This window comes from Burkholderia puraquae (genome assembly GCF_002099195.1).
GTDB classification, from domain to species: Bacteria; Pseudomonadota; Gammaproteobacteria; order Burkholderiales; family Burkholderiaceae; genus Burkholderia; species Burkholderia puraquae.
Window position 1 is genome coordinate 677,555 of the sequence record NZ_NBYX01000001.1, and the last position, 19,455, is coordinate 697,009.

Annotated in this window: 17 protein-coding genes; 8 read left to right on the forward strand and 9 right to left on the reverse strand. The window is 68.5% G+C overall.

Annotated features, from left to right (window positions below):
* Nucleotides 1–107: 107 nt before the first annotated feature.
* Genes B7G54_RS03050 through B7G54_RS03060 form a run of 3 tightly spaced genes read right to left on the reverse strand, consistent with a single transcriptional unit; the run spans nucleotide 108 to nucleotide 2,186 of the window.
* Nucleotides 108–1,346: an MFS transporter gene (locus B7G54_RS03050; protein WP_085037686.1), complete on the reverse strand. Its 1,239-nt coding sequence runs from the start codon at nucleotides 1,344–1,346 to the stop codon at nucleotides 108–110.
* A complete protein-coding gene (locus B7G54_RS03055; protein ID WP_085037687.1) occupies nucleotides 1,343–1,678 on the reverse strand; it encodes a hypothetical protein in 336 nt (111 codons plus the stop codon). Before B7G54_RS03055 ends, B7G54_RS03050 begins: the two co-directional genes overlap by 4 nt.
* Before the next feature lie 37 nt (nucleotides 1,679–1,715).
* A complete protein-coding gene (locus tag B7G54_RS03060) occupies nucleotides 1,716–2,186 on the reverse strand; it encodes a MarR family winged helix-turn-helix transcriptional regulator (protein ID WP_085037688.1) in 471 nt (156 codons plus the stop codon).
* Nucleotides 2,187–2,360: 174 nt separating this feature from the next.
* Here B7G54_RS03060 and B7G54_RS03065 point away from each other — a divergent pair, with 174 nt between their 5' ends.
* Entirely contained in the window at nucleotides 2,361–2,852 is a 492-nt protein-coding gene (locus B7G54_RS03065; protein WP_085037689.1) for a 2,4'-dihydroxyacetophenone dioxygenase family protein, read from the forward strand.
* Between the two features lie 76 nt (nucleotides 2,853–2,928).
* On the opposite strand, the gene B7G54_RS03070 is transcribed toward B7G54_RS03065, so the two are convergent.
* On the reverse strand, nucleotides 2,929–4,077 hold the full coding sequence (locus B7G54_RS03070; RefSeq protein ID WP_085037690.1) for an epoxide hydrolase family protein: 1,149 nt from the start codon (nucleotides 4,075–4,077) through the stop codon (nucleotides 2,929–2,931).
* A 76-nt stretch (nucleotides 4,078–4,153) separates the two neighbouring features.
* Entirely contained in the window at nucleotides 4,154–5,113 is a 960-nt protein-coding gene (locus B7G54_RS03075; RefSeq protein WP_085037691.1) for a GlxA family transcriptional regulator, read from the reverse strand.
* A gap of 136 nt (nucleotides 5,114–5,249) precedes the next feature.
* Between B7G54_RS03075 and B7G54_RS03080 the strand changes: the two genes are divergently transcribed.
* The 3 genes from B7G54_RS03080 (at nucleotide 5,250) to B7G54_RS03090 (ending at nucleotide 8,607) form a co-directional block, all read left to right on the forward strand.
* Nucleotides 5,250–6,050 (forward strand): SDR family NAD(P)-dependent oxidoreductase, encoded by an 801-nt coding sequence (locus B7G54_RS03080; protein WP_085037692.1) that lies wholly within the window; start codon nucleotides 5,250–5,252, stop codon nucleotides 6,048–6,050.
* 340 nt (nucleotides 6,051–6,390) lie between these two features.
* On the forward strand, nucleotides 6,391–8,187 hold the full coding sequence (locus B7G54_RS03085) for a sensor domain-containing diguanylate cyclase (protein WP_085037693.1): 1,797 nt from the start codon (nucleotides 6,391–6,393) through the stop codon (nucleotides 8,185–8,187).
* A gap of 123 nt (nucleotides 8,188–8,310) precedes the next feature.
* On the forward strand, nucleotides 8,311–8,607 hold the full coding sequence (locus B7G54_RS03090) for a hypothetical protein (protein ID WP_085037694.1): 297 nt from the start codon (nucleotides 8,311–8,313) through the stop codon (nucleotides 8,605–8,607).
* Between the two features lie 21 nt (nucleotides 8,608–8,628).
* On the opposite strand, the gene B7G54_RS03095 is transcribed toward B7G54_RS03090, so the two are convergent.
* The 3 genes from B7G54_RS03095 to B7G54_RS03105 form a co-directional block, all read right to left on the reverse strand.
* Entirely contained in the window at nucleotides 8,629–9,969 is a 1,341-nt protein-coding gene (locus tag B7G54_RS03095) for an MFS transporter (RefSeq protein WP_085037695.1), read from the reverse strand.
* A gap of 86 nt (nucleotides 9,970–10,055) precedes the next feature.
* Nucleotides 10,056–11,405, reverse strand: a complete 1,350-nt coding sequence (locus tag B7G54_RS03100) for an MFS transporter (RefSeq protein ID WP_085037696.1) — start codon at nucleotides 11,403–11,405, stop codon at nucleotides 10,056–10,058.
* A 179-nt stretch (nucleotides 11,406–11,584) separates the two neighbouring features.
* Nucleotides 11,585–12,544 carry an MBL fold metallo-hydrolase gene (locus tag B7G54_RS03105; RefSeq protein WP_085037697.1) on the reverse strand — a complete coding sequence of 320 codons (960 nt, stop codon included), beginning with the start codon at nucleotides 12,542–12,544 and terminating at the stop codon, nucleotides 11,585–11,587.
* Nucleotides 12,545–12,721: 177 nt separating this feature from the next.
* Here B7G54_RS03105 and B7G54_RS03110 point away from each other — a divergent pair, with 177 nt between their 5' ends.
* Complete coding sequence (locus tag B7G54_RS03110; RefSeq protein ID WP_085037698.1) at nucleotides 12,722–14,371, forward strand: IclR family transcriptional regulator; 1,650 nt, start codon at nucleotides 12,722–12,724, stop codon at nucleotides 14,369–14,371.
* Between the two features lie 830 nt (nucleotides 14,372–15,201).
* On the opposite strand, the gene B7G54_RS03120 is transcribed toward B7G54_RS03110, so the two are convergent.
* A complete protein-coding gene (locus B7G54_RS03120; protein WP_021159229.1) occupies nucleotides 15,202–15,684 on the reverse strand; it encodes an Lrp/AsnC family transcriptional regulator in 483 nt (160 codons plus the stop codon).
* A gap of 283 nt (nucleotides 15,685–15,967) precedes the next feature.
* Here B7G54_RS03120 and B7G54_RS03125 point away from each other — a divergent pair, with 283 nt between their 5' ends.
* The 3 genes from B7G54_RS03125 (at nucleotide 15,968) to B7G54_RS03135 (ending at nucleotide 19,421) form a co-directional block, all read left to right on the forward strand.
* Nucleotides 15,968–16,615: a LysE family translocator gene (locus tag B7G54_RS03125; RefSeq protein WP_085037700.1), complete on the forward strand. Its 648-nt coding sequence runs from the start codon at nucleotides 15,968–15,970 to the stop codon at nucleotides 16,613–16,615.
* A gap of 232 nt (nucleotides 16,616–16,847) precedes the next feature.
* A complete protein-coding gene (locus B7G54_RS03130; protein WP_085037701.1) occupies nucleotides 16,848–17,279 on the forward strand; it encodes a YqaA family protein in 432 nt (143 codons plus the stop codon).
* Between the two features lie 159 nt (nucleotides 17,280–17,438).
* On the forward strand, nucleotides 17,439–19,421 hold the full coding sequence (locus tag B7G54_RS03135) for a methyl-accepting chemotaxis protein (RefSeq protein WP_085037702.1): 1,983 nt from the start codon (nucleotides 17,439–17,441) through the stop codon (nucleotides 19,419–19,421).
* The last annotated feature ends 34 nt before the right edge of the window (nucleotides 19,422–19,455 follow it).

Below are 19,455 nucleotides of genomic sequence, written 5' to 3' on the forward strand. Positions count from 1 at the left end.
AGTGGCTGAGTGGCTGAGTGGCTGAGTGGCTGAGTGGCTGAGTGGCTGAGTGGCTGAGTGGCTAAGTGGCTGAGCGGCCGAGCGCCTTACGCCGGTTTCACAGCCGCTCAGGCGCCATCGCCCGTGCCTGGCTGTGCGCGCATCCGCCGCAGGAAATGCATCGCGACGAGCGCCGCGGCAAAACCGGACATCGCGCCGACGCCGAGCGCCCAGCGCGGGCCGAGATGGTTCGCGACCCAGCCGGCCACCGGCGCACCGATCGGCGTGCCGCCGAGCGCCACCGCGAGACGCAGCGCCATCACCCGCCCGCGCATCGCCGGCTCGGTCGACAGTTGCACCAGGCTATTGGTCGAGTTCATGAAGGTGATCGCGGCGATCCCGGTCAGCACGAGCGCGGCGCCGAACAGCCAGTAGCCCGGCGCCAGCGCGGCCAGCGTGCAGCCGAGCCCGAACAGCGCCGCGCCGATCCACAGATGCCGGAAGCGCGGCCGTTCACGGCGCGCCGCGAGCAACGCACCGGTAATCGTGCCGACGGCCATCATCGACGACAGCACGCCGAAACCGCGCGCGTCGACATGAAACACGCTGGCCGCCATCGTCGAGATGAACAGCTGGAAATTGAGCCCGAACGTGCCGATCAGGAACAGCATCACGAGGATCGCCTTCAGGTCCGGGCGCTGCCACACGTAACGGAACCCGTCGAGCAGGCTCCCGCGCTTGCGGTCGGCCCGCGCGTGCGCGCGCAGCTCGTCGGCACGCAGCATCGACAGCGACGCCAGCACCGCGACGAAGCTGAGCCCGTTGAGCAGGAACGCCCAGCCGGTGCCGACCGACGCAATGATGAAGCCGGCCGCCGCCGGCCCGATCATCCGCGCCGCGTTGAACGACGTCGAATTGAGCGCGACCGCGTTCGCCAGCTCCCGATCGGCGACCAGCTCCGCGACGAAAGTCTGCCGCACCGGCGCATCGAACGCCGACGCGCAGCCGAACAGGAACGCGAACAGATACACGTGCCACAGCTGCGCGACGCCCGTCACCGTCAGCAGCCCCAGCGCGAGCGCGAGCCCGCCCATCAGCGCCTGCGTCGCCATCAGCAGCTTGCGCTGGTCGAAGCGGTCCGCCGCGTAACCCGTCCACGGCAGCAGCAGAAGCTGCGGGCCGAACTGCAGCGACATCACGATGCCGACGGCCGACGCGTCGTGATGCGTGAGCTGCGTCAGGACGAGCCAGTCCTGCGCGGTCCGCTGGATCCACGTGCCGATGTTCGACACCAGCGAGCCGATCGCCCACACGCGATAGTTGAAGCTGCGAAGCGAGCGGAAGACGCCCGCCGCCGGCACGCTCATGGCCGTTCCCGGTCGGGCTCGTTGCCGCCGTGCAGCTCGCCGAAGTGCCGCGCGAGGAACAGGCCGAGCACGAGGATGCCGAGACCGAACGCCGCCGCATCGGCCGTGATCCGGAGGTCGAAATCGCCGACCCGGCACACCAGCACATAAGCCGCCACGAGGTTCGCGACGCCCCACACGACATTCACGGTGGAGGACGACAACCCGCGCCCGGGCGGATTCGCGAACGGGGTCTGGAACGGCTCGCCGCGCAATCCGCTGACGAGATGCGGCACGACGTTCGCGAGAAACGCGCCGCCGAAGAAATACGACACGAGGTGCGGGAGGTTCATGTTCAGGTTGTCCTTTCGGCAAGCGGGCAGATGCGTTTCACGGGCGCGCCGGATCCTGGAATTCAGCGAGCCGCTGCAGCAGCTTCACGGCCGACGCGAGCTCGGCCCGCTCTGCGTCCGACAGTTGTGCGTGCAGCGCGCGCAACAGCCAGTCGTCCTTGGCCGCGCGGTTGGCCTGCAACACCTTGCGGAAACCGGGCGTGAGCGCGATCAGCGTCTGCCGGCCGTCGGCGGGATCGGGTTCGCCGCTGACGGCACCCAGCGTCTCGAGCGCGGCGACCGTCACGCGCATCGACTGCGGGCGCACGCTTTCGGCGCGCGCGAGCGCCGACACGGTCGCGGGACCGTCGCGGTCGAGCCGCAACAGCACCGATTTCTGAGACGACGTGAGGTCGTTCGGGTGGATCTGCTCCCGCATCCGCCGCATCAGCTTGCCGACCGAGATGCGGAGTTCGCCGGCGAGACCGGCCAGGGGGAGCGCGTCGGAGGGAGGCGATGGCGTGTTCATGAATTCAAGATAGCAGATATACAGTCAAACTGTACAGTTTGACTGTATATCCCAGCATGCAAGGATCGTCCCTTCGCATGCGCCTGGGTTCAAACCGATGCGAAACGTCCCGCTCGGCTGCTTGAGCCAGCTCTGCGATAATGCGTGCTCCCCATTTCCGCTCCGCCTCCCGCCATGACGCAGCCGTCCGCCCCGCTCCCCACCGACCTGCCGCCGATCTCGTGCCTGCCCGGCGACGCGCTGCCGTGGCTGCCGATGAGCGCCGACCTGCCGGGGCTGGCGATCAAGTACCTGCACATCAATGCGGCCGAGGACACGCTGACCGCGCTGCTGAAGATGCCGGCCGGCGGCACGCTGCCGCGCCACCGTCACGACGGCGAGGTGTTCGTCCATACGTTGCAGGGCGCGTGGCGCTACCGCGAGTACGACTGGGTCGCGCAAGCGGGCTCGACGGTGCTCGAACCGGCCGGCTCGGTGCATACGCCGGAAACGCTCGGCGCACCGGGCGAGGATGTGATCACGCTCAACGTGATGCGCGGCGATCTCGTGCTGCTCGACGACGACGGCCGCGAAACCGCGCGCGAGAACTGCCGCGTCGCGCTGCTGCGCCAGCGCAAGCATGCGCGCACGGCGCCGGACGACGCCGCGCCGTTCGTCACGCGGTAACGCGGTAACGCGGGCAACATCGTCGGGTCACGATCCGCGTGGTGCGCTTCGCCCGCGTCGCCGGCCAACCCGCTCGTTACCGAAAGCGCCGGAAAAATCTCCGAATATCGCCGGCCAGCAGATCCGGCTCTTCCATCGCCGCGAAATGGCCGCCGCTCGGCATGGCGGTCCACTGCACGACGTCGAACACGCGCTCGAGCCAGCTGCGCGGCGGGTGGCTGATTTCCTTCGGAAAGCGCGCGAACGCGACGGGCACCGCCACGCGCTGCCCGGCCGCGAAGCGCATTGGCTGCAGCCGGTTTTCCCAATACATCTGCATTGAAGAACCGATGCAGCCGGTGAACCAGTAAAGCGAGATTCCGGTCAGCAGCGTATCGTGCGAAAACCGCCGTGCGACGTCGCCGTCGCAATCGCTCCACGCGCGAAATTTCTCGGCGATCCATGCGGCCAGTCCGGCCGGCGAATCGTTGAGCGCGACGGCGAGCGTCTGCGGCTTCGTCATGTGCACATGCGCGTATCCGCCTTCCAGCGCGGCCCACTCGCCGCGCTGCGTCACGAACGCCCGTTCGTCCTCGGTCAGCGGCAAGGCCGCGTCGGCCGGAGGCTCGTAGCCGCCGGGCAGGTAGTTCAGATGGATGCCGTCCACCCTGTCGGCATGTCGCGCGCCGAGCGCGATCGACACGCCCGCGCCGAGATCGCCGCCTTGCGCGCCGAAGCGTCGATATCCGAGGCCGGACATCAACGCCGCCCAGCGGTCGGCGACCTGAAATGCCGACACGCCCGGCGCCGTGGGCGCGGGCGAAAACAGGAAGCCGGGCAGTGACGGTACGACGACATCGAACGCGTCGTCAGGATCGCCGCCGAATGCCGCCGGATCGCAGAGGCGATCGATCAACGCATCGAATTCGAACACGGAGCCCGGCCAGCCGTGCGTCATGACGAGCGGATAAGGTTTCGGTCCCGCCCCCCGCCGATGGATGAAATGCACGCGCTGCCCGCCTGCGTCCGCGACGAATTGCGGCAACCGGTTCAACGCACGCTCCGCCGCGCGCCAGTCGAAGCGCTCGGCCCAGTACTCGGCCAGGCCACGCAGCCACGTGCCGTCCACCCCCTGCTGCCACGGCTCGGCGGGTGTCAGCGTCGGCGGGCGGCGGGCCCGCAAGCGCCGGCGCAGGTCATCCAGCGCGTGATCGGGTATCGCAATGTCGAACGGCTCGGTGTGCATGGTGTCTCCTCGCGAAGCGAGTCGGAGATTCTGCGCGATTTTTCCGACCCGTGCTGGCGCCTCGCACCCGTGGGCGTCAGCCCGCTTCCCGTTCGCCCACACGCGCCTCGCGCCGCATCGCCTGCGGCGGCACGCCGAACCCGCGCACGAACGCCTCGCGCATGTGCCGGCGGTCGCGAAAGCCGTTTTCCTTCGCGATCACGTCGAGCGAATGGCGGCTCTGCTCGATCATCAGCCGCGCGGACTCCAGCCGCAGCCGCTCGATCGCCTTCGCGGGCGACTGCCCCGTTTCGAGCGTGAACACGCGGCTGAACTGGCGTGGGCTCAGGTGGACGGCTTCGGCGAGATCCTCGACGGTCAGCGCGCGGCCGAGATTCTGCCGCGCGTAGTTCAGCGCGTTCTGGATCCGGTCGGATTTGGGCGCGAGATCCAGCATTTCCGAATGCTGCGACTGGCCGCCGGCCCGCCGCTGGTGCATCACGAGCTTGTGCGCGACCGACCGTGCGGCATCGGCGCCCAGATCCTTCTCCACCATCGCGAGCGCGAGGTCGAGGCCGGCCGTCATCCCGGCCGACGTCCAGACCGGGCCGTCGACGATGTAGATCCGGTCTTCCTCGACGCGTATCTCCGGGTAGTGCCGCTGCATGTCGCGGCCGAACGCCCAGTGCGTCGTCGCGCGGCGCTGCGCGAGCAGCCCGGCCTCGGCCAGCACGAATGCGCCCGTGCAGATACCGGCGATCCGCCGCGTGCGCGCGTTGGGACGGCGCAGGAATGCGACGACACCGGCCGGCGCCGGCGCAGCAAGCGGATCGTTGACGCCCGCGACGATCCACGTATCGACGGCGATCCGCCCGCGCAGCGCGTGCGTCGCGACCGGCAGCCCGAGCGACGAGCGCACGTCGCCACCGTCGACCGAATAGTTGTCCATCACGTAGAACGGCTCGCTCATGCCCATGTTCGCGTACTCGAACACCGACTGCGCGGCGAGCGCCATGATCTGGAAGCCGTCGCTGATCAGAAAGCCGATGCGGTGCATGTGCGTTCTCCTGTCCCGGGCATGCGGATCGACCCGATGTCCTGAATCATACCCATCTACGTCATTTGCGTCACAACGATTCGAGACCAGAATGGCTTCACGCCATCCGGCCATTCCCATCGAAACGGAGCACATCATGACGCAAGCACATCGCGGTACCGCCCTCATTACCGGCGCGTCGTCGGGCATCGGCGCCGTCTACGCCGACCGCCTCGCGCGCCGCGGCTACGACCTGATCCTGGTCGCGCGCAGCCGCGACCGGCTGGTCGCCCTCGCCGACCGCATCACGAACGACACGCAGCGCAGCGTCGAAATCATCGACGCCGACCTCAACGACCGCGCCGCACTCGCCGACGTCGAGGCGAAGCTGAAGCAGGATGCGAGCATCACGCTGCTCGTGAACAACGCGGGCGTCGGCACGCACGCGCCGCTGCTCGACAGCGACGTCGACGCGATGACGCGGATGATCGACCTGAACGTGACTGCGCTCACGCGCCTCACCTATGCGGCGGTGCCCGGTTTCGTCGCCCGCGGCCGCGGTGCCGTGATCAACATTTCGTCGATCGTCGCGATCTCGCCGGAAACGCTGAACGGCGTGTACGGCGGCAGCAAGGCGTTCGTGCTCGCGTTCAGCCAGTCGCTGCATCACGAGCTCGCCGGCAAGGGCGTGCAGGTGCAGGCCGTGCTGCCCGGCGCGACCGCCACCGATTTCTGGCAGACGGGCGGCCTGCCGCTCGAGCATCTGCCCAAGGAAATCGTGATGCCGGCGCCTGACATGGTCGACGCGGCGCTGGTCGGCTTCGATCGCGGCGAACTCGTAACGATCCCGTCGCTGCACGCGGGAGACGAATGGGCTGCGTACGAGGCCGCGCGCCGCACGATGGCACCGCACCTGTCGGCCGATACGCCCGCACCGCGTTACGTGACGGCCCGCTGACCACGGGGCATCCCTGAGGTCGAAAGCGACACGCACGTCGAACCCCGGGACGTGCCGTCGAACGCGGTGATGCGCGGCGAATCGCCCGCATTCGTCAGAAGTTCGGCGGCAAGTTCCCGGGCACGTGTCGAGCGCTGGATTCGTCTACGGAAACACGCGCCGGATTCTTTCCCGACCATCGCAAATGGCGCGCGCCGACAGACGATTCCAGTCCGCTTGCCACGCATTCCGCGCAACAGTAAGCTCTGCGATTGCAATCCCCCAAGCCGCCTCGTTCGACCGGTATTCGTCCGATCACGAGGGCAATCGTCCGTTGCGAAATTCGACCATGCGGTTCCGAATGTTCATCACCGAACCCGGCGATGCGCCGGCCTCCGCGCGCAGTTCGGCCGACCGCCGGCCCGCGCTCGCGCCCCTGCCCGAACTGGACACCGTCTGCCGTGTCGCGCGTGCGCATTTCGGCGCCGCCGGCGCGTTCATTGCGCGCGCCGAAGCCGATGCGCAATGCGTGCTGGCGGCAGACGGTGCATTGCCCGATCCGCTTCCCGCCGATAACCTGCCGCCGCTCGTCGAACCGGATCCGGGTGCCGACGGCCGATTCGCCCCGCACGGCGCCCACGCCAACGGCCAAGGCGACAACGGCCCGTCTCACACGCTGCGGATCGTCGCGGCCTGCGAACTGGCCGCGCCCGATGGGGCGACACTCGGCACGCTGTGCGTCGTCGACGCTACGCGCCTGGCGCTCGACGCCACCCAATGCGCGCTGCTGCGCGACCTCGCCACGCTCGCCGCAAGCGCGCTTGCCCACGCGATCGAAGCCGCCGCATTGCGCGAACACATCTGCATCGTCGAGGAACACAGCACGCTGACCACGCTCGCGCTCACCGAAAGCGGCACCGGCGTGTGGGATCGCAACGTGGAAACCGGCGAAATCCATTACTCGCCGGCCTGGAAGGCGCTGCTCGGCTACGCACCGCACGAGCTCAGCACCCGGATCGAGGATGCGTACGAACGGCTGCATCCCGACGATATCGACGACGTGAAGGCCGCGATGCTCGCGCACTTCGAGCGCCGCACCGACAGCTACGCGGTCGAGCACCGCATCCGATGCAAGGACGGCTCGTACAAATGGATCCGCAGCCGCGGCAAGGTGATTGCCCGCGACGACAGCGGCCGGGCGCTCCGGATGGTCGGGACGACCACGGACATCACGGCGCTGCGCGAGCTCGCCACGCGGTTGCGCGACTCGGCCGCGCTCGTCACGGATCTCACCGACCAGGTTCCCGGGCTCGTGTTCCAGCTGCGGCAGACGGTCGACGGGCGCCGCTTCTTTTCCTACGCGAGCGCGGGTGTCGGCGACATCTACGAACTGACGCCCGCGCAGATCGCGGGCAACGCGGAGGCGGTCGAGACGCGGATCCATCCGGCCGACCTGCTCGCCTATCGGCAGTCGCTGCACGACTCGTCGGTGCGACTGACGCCGTGGCGCCTCGAATATCGCGTGCTGCTGCCCGGCCAGGGCCTGCGCTGGCGCGAAGGCGACGCGCGCCCGCAACGCACGTCCGACGGCGGCACCGTGTGGCACGGCTTCATCACCGACGCGACCGACCGCAAGCACATCGAGGCCGAACTGCACCGGATGGCCACGACCGACCACCTGACGCAACTGTCGAACCGCCATGCGTTCATGCGGCAAAGCGAAGCCGCGCTGCGCACCGTGCGCGAGACCGGCCGGGCCGCCGCGGTGCTGATGCTCGACCTCGATCACTTCAAGGCGCTGAACGACCGCTGGGGCCACCCGGTCGGCGACCGCGCGCTGCGGCATTTCGCGCGGCTGCTGCTCGCGGAAACCGGGCCGGACGGCATCGTCGGCCGGGTCGGCGGCGAAGAATTCGCGATCGTGCTGCCGGGGGCGGATCTCGACACCGCGCTGGCATTCTCGCAGCGCGTGCAGCAACGCACGATGCAGGCGCGGCTCACGCACGAGGACCAGCAGGTCACGCTGACCGTCAGCATCGGCATCGACGCGATGCGGCCGTCGGATTTCGGCGCGTACCAGCCGCTGTCGCGCGCCGACAAGGCGCTCTATCTCGCGAAGGAGCGCGGCCGCAACCGGATCGAGGTGTACCGGGCGTAGCCGACGCGATGTCGGCCAGGCGACGGCCGCGCCACGCCCGGCTTCCCGCCGCCCCCATGACGCGACATATTCGGGACTGATCGTGTAGGCTAGCGCCCCTGCCCCTACACACCCCGACTTGCCATGAACACTGCCAAACGAACGACGCGAATCGCGACCGGTCTTTTTGTCGTCGCGCTCATCGAGCTGCTCGCGCTGCTGATCGGCTACGTGTCCGCCAATGCGATGGAAGATCCGTACACCGGCGTTCGCGTGCTCATCACCGCGCTTCTCTGGGCGGCAAACATATCGGCCATCGGGGTCATCGCGGCGATCGTCTGCCTGTCGATCGACCCGCAGGCGCGCGGCGGCATGATCTACGGGGCGCTGGTGCTGCACGGCCTGCTCGTGCTGCCCGGGCTGTTTCTGTACTTTCACTGAATCGCACCGTCACCGCCAGCGTCACGCCGCCCCGTCGCGCGGCACCGCCCGCACACCCAGCAGCATCGCGACCGCGCACGCGGCCAACAGCGCCGCAATCATCAGCATCGCCGGGTCCATGCTGCCGGTCCTCGTGCGAATCAGCCCGACGAGCCACGGCGTGATCATGCCGCTCGACACGCCGATGCTGCTGATCAGCGCGATCCCGCCCGCCGCGCCCGCGCCGGAGAAATACGCGGACGGCACCGCCCAGAACACCGGATGCGCGGCGAAGATCAGCATCGCCGCGATCGACAGCAGCGCCATCATCGCGACGATGCTCGACAGGTGCAGCGTCAGCAGCGCGAGCGCAACCGCGCCGCCGAACGCGCATGCCGCAAAGTGCCAGCGCCGTTCGCGCTTGCGATCGGAGCGCCGCGCGATCGCGATCAGGCCGGCCGCGCCGATCGCGTTCGGCACAACCGACAGCAGGCTGATCTGCACGACGTCGTGGATGCCGAATTCGCGGATCATCAGCGGCATCCAGAACAGCAGCATCAGCAGCGCGGTGGTCAGCGAGAAATAGATGAACGCGAACAGGTAGGTGCGCGGTTCGGCCAGCACCTGCCGCAACGAATGCGGCGCCGGCGTATCGGCACCGGCGCGGTCGGCAGCCAGGTCGGCCGCGAGCCGCTGGCGATCGGCGTCGGACAGCCAGCGCGCGTGCTCGGGGCGATCGCACAGCCAGAACCAGGCGATCGCGCCGAGCAGGATCGCGGGCGCGCCCTCGATCGCGAACATCCATTGCCAGCCGTGCAGCCCGAGCACGTCGGACATCCCGCGCATCAGCCAGCCCGACAGCAGCCCGCCGACCATCCCGGCCACCGCGACGCCCGCATAGAAGATCGACAGCACCGACGCGCGCCGCCGCGCCGGATACCAGTACGTCAGGTAGAACACCACACCCGGGAAGAAGCCGGCCTCGAACAACCCGAGCAGGAAGCGCAGCACGTAGAAATGCTTCGCACTGTCGACGGTGATCATCGCGACCGACACGGCGCCCCACAGGAACATGATCCGCGCGAACGTGCGGCGTGCGCCGAAGCGGCGCAGCAGCGCGTTGCTCGGCACTTCGAACAATACGTAACCGACGAAGAACAGCACCGCACCGAGGCTGTACATCGCGTCGGTCAGGCCGAGATCCTGCCGCATCTGCAACTGCGCGAAACCGATGTTGCTGCGATCGAGGATCGACACGATGTAGCAGATGAACAGGAACGGCACGATCCGCGCGCCGATGCGCCGGTACAGCGCGTCGTCGTCCGGTGAAGCGACGCCGGACGCGACGGCACGCGCGGCGTCCGCTTGAAGAGGGGCTGACATCGATCGTCTCCTCGATGGATTCGGGTACGGGGCGCACACGTGGTGCCGGTCGCCGCCGCCCGCGCGCGGCGACCGGCCGTTGCTCCTTAGCCGCGCGGCGCGGTTTCGCCTTTCACGCCGAGCATCAGCGCGACCCCGCTCGCCACCAGCAGCGCGGCCAGCAGATACACGGCGAGATCCATGCTGCCGGTGCGCGTGCGGATCATCCCGATCACCCACGGGCTGACGATGCCGCTCGTGATCCCGATGCTGCTGATCAGCGCGATCCCGGCCGCGGCCGCGTTGCCCGACAGGTAGCGGGTCGGCACGGCCCAGAAGATCGGCAGCGCGGCGAAGATCAGCGTCGCCGCGACCGACAGGCACGCAAGCATCGCCGCGAAGCTGTGCAGGTGCAGCGTCAATGCCGCCAGCGCGAGCCCGCCGCCGATCGTGCAGCACGCGAAGTGCTTGCGGCGTTCGCCGGTGCGGTCCGAACGGCGCGCGATCAGGATCAGCCCCACCGCGCCGACCGCGTTCGGCACGACCGTGTACAGGCTCACGGCCACGACGTCGGTCACGCCGAAGTCGCGGATCATCAGCGGCATCCAGAAGTTGAGCGTCAACGACGCGCAGGTCAGCGAGAAATAGATGAACGCGAACAGGTACACGCGCGGATTCGCGAGCGCGGCCACGAGGCTGCGCCCGTCGTGCGCGCTGCCGTGCCCGCGGCCGTCGGCGCACAGCGCGGCGACCCGCGCCTTTTCATCGGACGTGAGCCACGTAGCATCCTGCGGCCGGTCGACCAGCAACGTGAACGCGGCGAACGCGAGCAGGATCGCCGGCGCGCCTTCGATCGCGAACATCCACTGCCAGCCGTGCAGGCCGAGCACGCCGCTCATGTCGCGCATGATCCAGCCCGACATCAGGCCGCCGAGCACGCCGGCCACCGCGACGCCCGCGAAGAACACCGAGATCGCGGCCGCGCGCCGGTTTGCGGGGAACCAGTAGGTCAGGTACAGCACGATGCCAGGAAAGAAGCCCGCTTCGAACACGCCGAGCAGGAAGCGCAGCACGTAGAAATGCGACGGCTGCGACACGAACATCATCCCGGTCGACGCGATACCCCACAGCAGCATGATCCGCGTGAACGTGCGGCGCGCGCCGAAACGCGCGAGCAGCAGGTTGCTCGGCACTTCGCAGAACACGTAGCCGACGTAGAACACCGCGGCGCCGAGGCCGTACATCGCGTCGCTGAAGCCGAGATCGTGCTTCATCTGCAACTGCGCGAAGCCGATGTTGATGCGGTCGAGGAACGAGATGACGTAGCAGAGGAACAGGAACGGCACGATCCGCCATGCGATCTTGCGGAACAGCAGCGCGTCGTCCGCTGCAGCGGAAGCGGAGGCCGAAGCGCTCGCGTGCGCGAGCGTCGCTTCGGCGGGAAGCGATTGGGGCATGTCTCTCTCCAAACAGGCTGCGCGATTCGAGCGCGCGGCCGTCTCCCAGGGCGTACGTGCGCCCTGCTTTCTTGTGAGGTCGGATACGGCAGACGGCAAGACGGCAGGAAGCCGCGGCCGGCCGCCGCGTCAGAAAAAAGGCGGAGCGCCCTGTCGGACACCCCGCCTGCGCAAGCCGCTCAGTCCTGCAGCGCGGCCCACATTTCCTTGTCGCGCTGCGCCGTCCAGATGCGCGGATGCGCGATGCCGCTCGCTTCGTCGAACGCACGCGATACGTCGAACGGCAAGCAGTGCTCGTAGATGAACACGTGGCCGAACTTCGGATCCATCGCTTCGCGCGTGAGCGCCATCGATGCCTTCAGGTCGAGCTTCTGCTCGACGGCCTTGCGGCCCTGCGCGAGCAGCGTCGTGACGAAATCCTTCGTGTAGTCGAGGCCCTTGTTCACGTCGGCCGGGTTCAGCAGCGCGGGGCCGCGGCCCGGCACGAGCTTCTCGGCGCCGAGCGCGCGCAGCGCCTCGAGCGTGGCCGGCCACTGTTCGAGCTGGGCATCGCCGCAGTAGCACGCGGCGTCGTACTCGACGAGGTCGCCCGAGAACAGCACCTTCTGCGACGGGATCCAGACGATCGTGTCGCCCTTCGTGTGGCCCGAGCCGACGTGCATGATCTTCACTTCGAGCTTGCCGAGGAACAGCGTGATCTCGCGCTCGAACACGAGCGTCGGCCAGGTCAGGCCCGGCACCGTCTCGACACCGGCGAACAGGCGCGGGAACCGTTCGATCTCCGACTTCATGTCGGCCTCGCCGCGCTCGACGATCATCTCGTACGTGCCGCGGCTCGCGATCACGTGCTGCGCGCCTTCGTCGAAATACGCGGAAGCCCCGAGCACGCGCACCGCGTGGTAGTGCGACAGCACGACGTGCTTGATCGGCTTGTCGGTCACGCTGCGGATCTTCGCGATCAGGTCCTGCGCCATTGCGGGCGTCGCGGTCGTGTCGACGATCAGCACGCTGTCGTCGCCGATGATCACGCCCGAGTTCGGGTCGCCTTCGGCGGTGTACGCGTACGCGTTCTCGGACAGCTTCGTCCAGGTGACTTTCTTCTCTTCCAGATCGGCTTGGGAGGCGAATGCTTTGGCCATGTTGCGTTCCGTGGCTGCGAGCCATGTGTTGAGGGGAGTGAGCGGATCATCTTCCCGCACCGAATATTTGTCAATGACAAAGTCACTTGCTATTGTCTAATACGGGTAAACCTGCGGGCTGGCGCGATAAATGGCGTCGGATACCATGCGGGGTTTCGTCAACGGAAGAATCATCGCGTGCAGAACCACGAAGCCAGCGCAGACGACGCGCCGCCCAAGGCGCAGCGCGGGATCCAGAGTGTCGAGGTCGGCGGCCGGCTGCTCGACGCGCTCGCGCGCCGGCGCAAGCCGCTCGGCCTGTCCGAGCTGGCTGCGGCGGCCGACCTGTCGACCGCGCAGGCGCACACCTATCTCGTCAGCCTGATGCGGCTCGCGCTCGTGAAGCGCGACGCGATCACCGGCAACTACGAGCCGGGCCCGTTGTCGCTGCGGCTCGGTCTGATGTCGATCGAGCGCCAGCCGGCCTATCGCGCGGCGCTGCCGCACGCGGCGCGGCTCGCGGAAACGGTCGGCCTGAGCGTCGCACTGTCGGTGCCGGGGGCGCTCGGGCCGACGATCGTGCGCATCGAGCACGGCGGCTATCCGCTGCATGTGAACCTGCACGTCGGCTCGGTGATGTCGCTCGACACGACCGCCACCGGCCGCGTGTTCCGCGCGTTCGGCGATCCCGCGCAACTCGACGCGATGGCGGCCAGCCAGGCCGGTGCGGGCGCCACGCTCGCGGGCGCCGAGCAGCCCGTGCCGGACGCCGGCGTACCGCAGGCGGAACTCGACGCGATCCGCGCACGCGGTATCGAGCGCGGCGTCGACCTGCCGAGCCCCGGCGTCAGCGCGATGTGCGTGCCGGTATTCGACGCGGACGGCAAGCTGCAACTCGCGTTGACGGTAATCGGGTCGACGGGCTCGATCGACGTCGACTGGGACGGCCCGATCGCGGTGGCACTGCGCGACGCGGCACGGCAGGCCACCGCATCGCTCGGTGCGGCGCACGATGCACCGCCACCCGCGCCCGGCCCGGCCCCGGCCGTCCCGCGCGTGCCGCCCGCGCTGGCCGACGATGCGAAGGCGCAGCGCGGGATCAATGCGCTCGACAGCACCGGCGAGTTGCTGCTCGCGCTGGTGTCGGCGGGCCGTGCGCTGCCGCTGCGCGATCTCGCGGCCGCGGCCGGCATGCCGGCCGCGAAAGCCTTTCCGCATCTCGTCAGCCTGCAGAAGATCGGCCTGCTGAGCCGCGACGACGCGGGCTGCTTCGGCGGCGGCCCGCTCGGGCAGGCGCTCGGCCTGATCGCGATGCAACGCGTGTCGCCGACGCGCGACGCGGAAGCCGAGATCGTCGCGCTGGCCGGCGCAACCGACATGAGCGTCGCGGCCGCGACGCTCGGGCCGCTCGGCCCGACCGTGATCCGCCTCGAGGAATCGGCGCGGCCGCAGCACGTGAGCCTGCAGGTCGGCACGGTGATGTCGCTCGTCAACACGGCGATCGGACGGATCTTTGCGGCCGGCATGTCCGACGACGTGCTGGCCGACCTGCTCGCGGACGAGCCCGTGCGCCTCGCGGGCAACGCCGCCGCACCGGCCGACGACGCCTTCCGCGCACGGCTCGCGACGATCCGCACCGACGAACTCGATTTCGCGTTCGACGCGCCGGTGCCGGGCATCGGGACGGTCGCCGCGCCCGTGTTCGATCACACCGGCAGCATCCGGCTCGTGATCGCGATCATCGGCTCGTCGCGCGGCTTCCCGCGCGGGCCGGACAGCGGCCTCGCGCAAGCATTGCTCGCCGCGACGCGGCGGCTGTCGTGGCGGTTCGGGTGGATCGGCCGGTAAGCCGCGCCCGCTTCCGCCATCCTCCTCACCGCTCGAATCCCCTCTCTTGTCCCAGGCGAGGCTGTGCCGGCACGGCCTCGTCACGCCTGCGGGCCACGCCAGGCCATCCGATATTCATGTTGCGAAGCAGCAACATAAATTGTCAGTAATTCTCATATAACGAAATCGCATTTCACAAAGCGGAGGTGTTTCGCTATGATTAGGGTTATCCCTAACTCGCCACCTCTATGGGGCTTCGTCATGCAAACGTCTAATGTCTCCGACCGTTCCACCGAATCCGCTGGCTGGCTCGCACGTGTGGGCGAGCTGATTGCAGAAGCTTGGGCACTCCACCTCGAGAACTGCGAAGTCATCGCTGAAGCGCACGCACGCCTGCCGCACTGAACGGAATGACCGGCCGCCAGCCGGCTGGCCGCGCGACGCCCTGCCTGATCCGTTTGCCCGGACGCGCGCCATGAGGCCGCAGCGTCGGGCAACGCCTGGCAAGGCAAGTCACGCAGAAGCAGGCCGGCGTTGTCCCGGTTGAATGCGCCCCTGTATCTGGGGCGCCTTGAAGTCGCTCTGAAATTGCTTTAAAGCCGATGCCGGTGCCGATCGGCATCGGCGCGGTTTTGTCTGTCGGTTGCCCTGGCGGGCAGCCGTTCTCCAATGGGTGCGCAGGTACGCCTGAGTGCCGCGGACGGAAGATTCATCCGCGTTGGCGGCGCAGGCGCCGAACCGCGCAGTACGCCATGCCCCTCGCCCGATTGCGGCTTTCTCCGCGCAAACGCGCAATCGCATGCGCCGTCGTTTCAACGACGGCCGCACGCTCGTCCCCGTCCTCATCCCCGTCACACCTGAATCGACGGCACGTCCTTCATGCAGCGCAGCGCGAACATCGAGCGGCTGTGGCGGATGCTCGAAATCTTGTACAGCTTTTCGCGCAGGAAACGCTCGTAGCCGGCCGTGCCGTCCACCGCGACCTTGATCCAGTAGTCGTATTCGCCCGACACGAGATAGGCCTCGAGCACCTCGGGCAGTGCGGCGAGTTCCTCGCCGAAGCGGGCGAGCGCGTCGTCCTCGTGACGATCGAGCGTGACTTCGAGGATCACGATGTCCGCATAGCCCAGCTTCCGCTGGTTGACGAGCGCGACGTAACCGTCGATGTAGCCGTCCACCTCGAGCTGCCGCGTGCGGTTCCAGCACGCAGTGGTCGACATGCCGATCTGTTCGGCCAGTTCGGCGTTCGACAGACGCGCATTTTTCTGCAGTGCACCGAGGATCTTGCGATCTTGACTGTCGAGCGTTTTCGGCGAGCGTTCACGTGTGGCCATGGCAGGAAGAATCTTCTACTGAAAATGGAGATTCTATCTGAACGACATTCCGGATTTGTGCTGGTTTGTGTGGAAAAGAGGAAGCCTTTTAATCCGGCCCCTTGATATATTTTCCCCATGCCTGCTGTCCGGCACGCTCCCCGCGACAACCCCCTCGCACCGGGACGCACGGCCGCAATCACGAGTTGCGGTGCCGGCCAGCAGGCATGCGATTCCCCGCCGCCCGCGCGCCTATCCGGCCGCGCGGCTTCGGCGCCCGTGTTCCTGTTCCTCCCTACCCGTCATGTCGTTCAGGCTTTACCTCTCGTTTCTCGCCGCTTCCGCCGTTCTCGTCTATGCCCCCGGCCCCGTCAACCTCCTCACGATGAACCAGGCGCTGCGCGCCGGCTGGCGCCGCGCGCTGCCGTGCGTCTGGGGCGGCACGCTCGCCGTGCTGCTGCAACTCGCACTGACCGCGCTGTGCCTGAATTCCCTCGTGCATCTCGACGAGCGCGCGCTGACCGTGCTGCGCTGGGCCGGTGCGGCATACCTCGTCTGGCTCGGCTGCAAGCAATGGCTCAGCCGTGCGCCCGCCGGCGCGCCTGCCGCGGCGGCCGGGCCGGCCGCAGAAGCACGGCCGGAAACCGACTCGCACCGCGCGCTGTTCTGGCGCGGCGTCGCGACCTCCGGCCTGAACCCGAAAACGCTGCTGTTCTTTCCGTCGTTCTTTCCGCAATTCATCATCCCGAGCGCCGACTGGAGCCTGAACCAGCAGTTCCTGCTGCTCGCGGCGACGTTCGCGGTGCTGTTCGCGGGCGGTGTCGCGTCGATGGCGCTGTTCTCGCACCGGCTGAGCCGAGCGCTGCAACGGCCCGCAAGAATGCGCGCGATGAATCGCGTGACGGGCGGCTTGCTCGTCGGGATGGGCGCCATCATGGTCGGCTGGAACTGAACGGCCGAAGCCCAGGCTTCATCCGGGCCGCCGCCGATTGCCGAATGCTTTAGGGTAGCGGCTGGTTCGCCGGACGTGCCCGGCCAGCCGGGCGACTGGATGAAGCCCCTCACGACCCGCCTGCGGCACCTGTTCGCGCCGATCGGCCCGCACTGTTCGGTACTGCCGACACCGCATGACCGCGTGACCTTACGACCCAGGGCCGCCGGCGCGTGCCCGGTACAATCGCGCGATGTCCGAATTGCTCACCTACGGCGGCCTGTTCGCCGTGTCGATGGTCGCCGCGACCCTGCTCCCGCTCCAGTCCGAAGCCGTGCTCGCCGGCCTGCTGCTCGCCGGGCGCGAACCCGTGTGGGCGCTGGTGCTCGTCGCGAGCATCGGCAACGTCGCCGGCTCGGTGATCAACTGGGCGCTCGGGCGCGGTATCGAGCACTTCCGCAAGCGCCGCTGGTTTCCCGTCAAGCCGGCCGCGCTCGCGCGCGCCGAGCGCTGGTATGCGCGCTACGGCCGCTGGTCGCTGCTGCTGAGCTGGGCGCCCGTGATCGGCGATCCGCTGACGATGATCGCCGGCGTGCTGCGGGAGCCGCTGCCCACCTTTCTCGTCATCGTGACGATCGCGAAGGTCGGCCGTTATCTGGCCGTCGCGTGGCTCGTGACGCACTGAAACCCGCTTTCTCGCCTCGCACCTGTGCGGCGGCCGCACCCGCTGGCGCCGCCATCGACGACACACCGCTAAAGAATTCGCCGAAGTTGCCGTATTAAACGGTCGACTAGCGGTGACGCGTGCGTTCCGCCCCCTCTCCCTCCCCACTCAGGATGTTGCATGAGATTGACCCAATTGGGCCGGGTGAGCGTCGGCGCGCGTCTTGCCGCGCTGGCGTGCGCGCTCGTCGCCCTGCTGTTTACCGTCTTCGCCTGGACGCTCGCCCATTTCGCCGGCCAGCAGCTCGCCGAAGAAGCGCACATGCGGATCGTCGACAAGGAGCAGTCGATCCGCGCGATGGTCGACCTGTTCGACAAGGCGCTGTCGGCCGAAGCGAACCGCTCGATGTCGCTGTTCGCGAGCTTCCTGCCGCCTGATTTCTCGCTCGACCCGGCACGCACCGTCGACATCGGCGGCGTCGCCGCGCCGACCCTCTACGCGGGCGGCCAGCCGCTCGACCTCGACTATTCGATTCCCGACCAGTTCCTGAAGAAAAGCGGCGCGATCGCGACGATCTTCGCGCGTGACGGCGACGACTTCGTGCGTATCACGACGTCGCTGAAGAAGCAGGACGGCGCGCGCGCCGTCGGTACGAAGCTCGACCGCGCGGGCCCCGCGTACGCGCCGCTCGTCGCCGGACGCAGCTACACGGGCCTCGCGAAGCTGTTCGGCCGGCCGTACATCACGCAGTACAAGCCGGTGACCGATGCAACCGGCCGCGTGATCGGCGCGCTGTTCGTCGGCCTCGACATCGGCGCCGAACTCAAGCTCGTCGAAGACGGCATCCGTTCGCTGAAGATCGGCGACAACGGCTACTACTTCGTGCTCGATGCATCGCAGGGCCCGTCGCGCGGCACCTTCGTCGTGCATCCGGATGCAGCCGGCCAGCCGGCCGACGACACGCGCGCGCCGTACGCAACGATGCTCGCGGCCGGCCAGGGCCGGCTCGCGTACACGTCGACCGACCCGGCCGCGCACGACGGCGGGCCGACCGCGAAATTCGTGTCGTTCACGACGATTCCGCAATGGCAATGGCTCGTCGGCGGCATCGCGCTCGACGACGAACTGCTCGCCACCATGCGCGCCACCCGGAACCGCTTCCTGATGATCGGCGCCGTGCTCGTCGCGGCGTTCGCGACGCTGTTCGTCATCGTGGTACGCCGCGTCGTGAGCCGGCCGCTCGATGCGGCGGCACGGGCCTCCGAGCGCTATGCGGCGGGCGATCTCAGCGTGCGCATCCGCGATGGCGCGGCCACGCGCGGCAATGCAGGCAACGACGAGATCGGCCGGCTCGTGCAGGCAGTCGACGGGATCGGCGACGGCCTCGCGCGGATCGTCGCGCAGGTGCGCAACAGCGCCGCCGACATCGCGCGCGGCACGGTCGACATCGCGGCCGGCAGCGGCAACATCGCCGCGCGGATCGCGACGCAGGCGAGCAGCGTCGAACAGACGGCCGCCAGCATGGAACAGATCACCGCCGCCGTGCAGCAGAGTGCCGAGCACGCGGCGCAGGCCAATGCGCTGGTCACCGACGCGTCGGCCGCCGCGACGAACGGCGACGCCGCGGTGCAGCGCGTGGTCGCGACGATGGACGACATCGGCCGTGCAACGCGCCGGATCGCCGAGATCACGGGCGCGATCGAAGGCATCGCGTTCCAGACCAACATCCTGGCGCTGAACGCGGCCGTCGAGGCCGCGCGCGCGGGCGAACACGGCAAGGGCTTCGCGGTGGTCGCGGCCGAGGTGCGCGCGCTCGCGCAGCGCAGCGCGGCCGCGGTCAAGGAAATCGACACGCTGAGCACCGAATCGTCGACGACCGTCGAACAGGGTTACCGGATCGCGGAAGCCGCGCGCGGCACGATGCGCGACATCGTCGCGCGGGTCGACCAGGTCCGCACGCTGATCGGCGAGATCAGCGCCGCGTCGCGCGAACAATCGACCGGCATCGAGCAGGTGAACCTGGCCGTCACGCAGATCGGCGACGCGACGCAGCAGAACGCCTTGCTGATTTCGGATGCCGAACGCGCGGCGGTCGCGCTGCGCGACCAGGCCGCGCACCTCGCGGACGCAGTCAGCGTGTTCCGGCTCGAACGTGATGCGTGACGGATAACGGATGGCCGGCTACGGCCGGCGCATC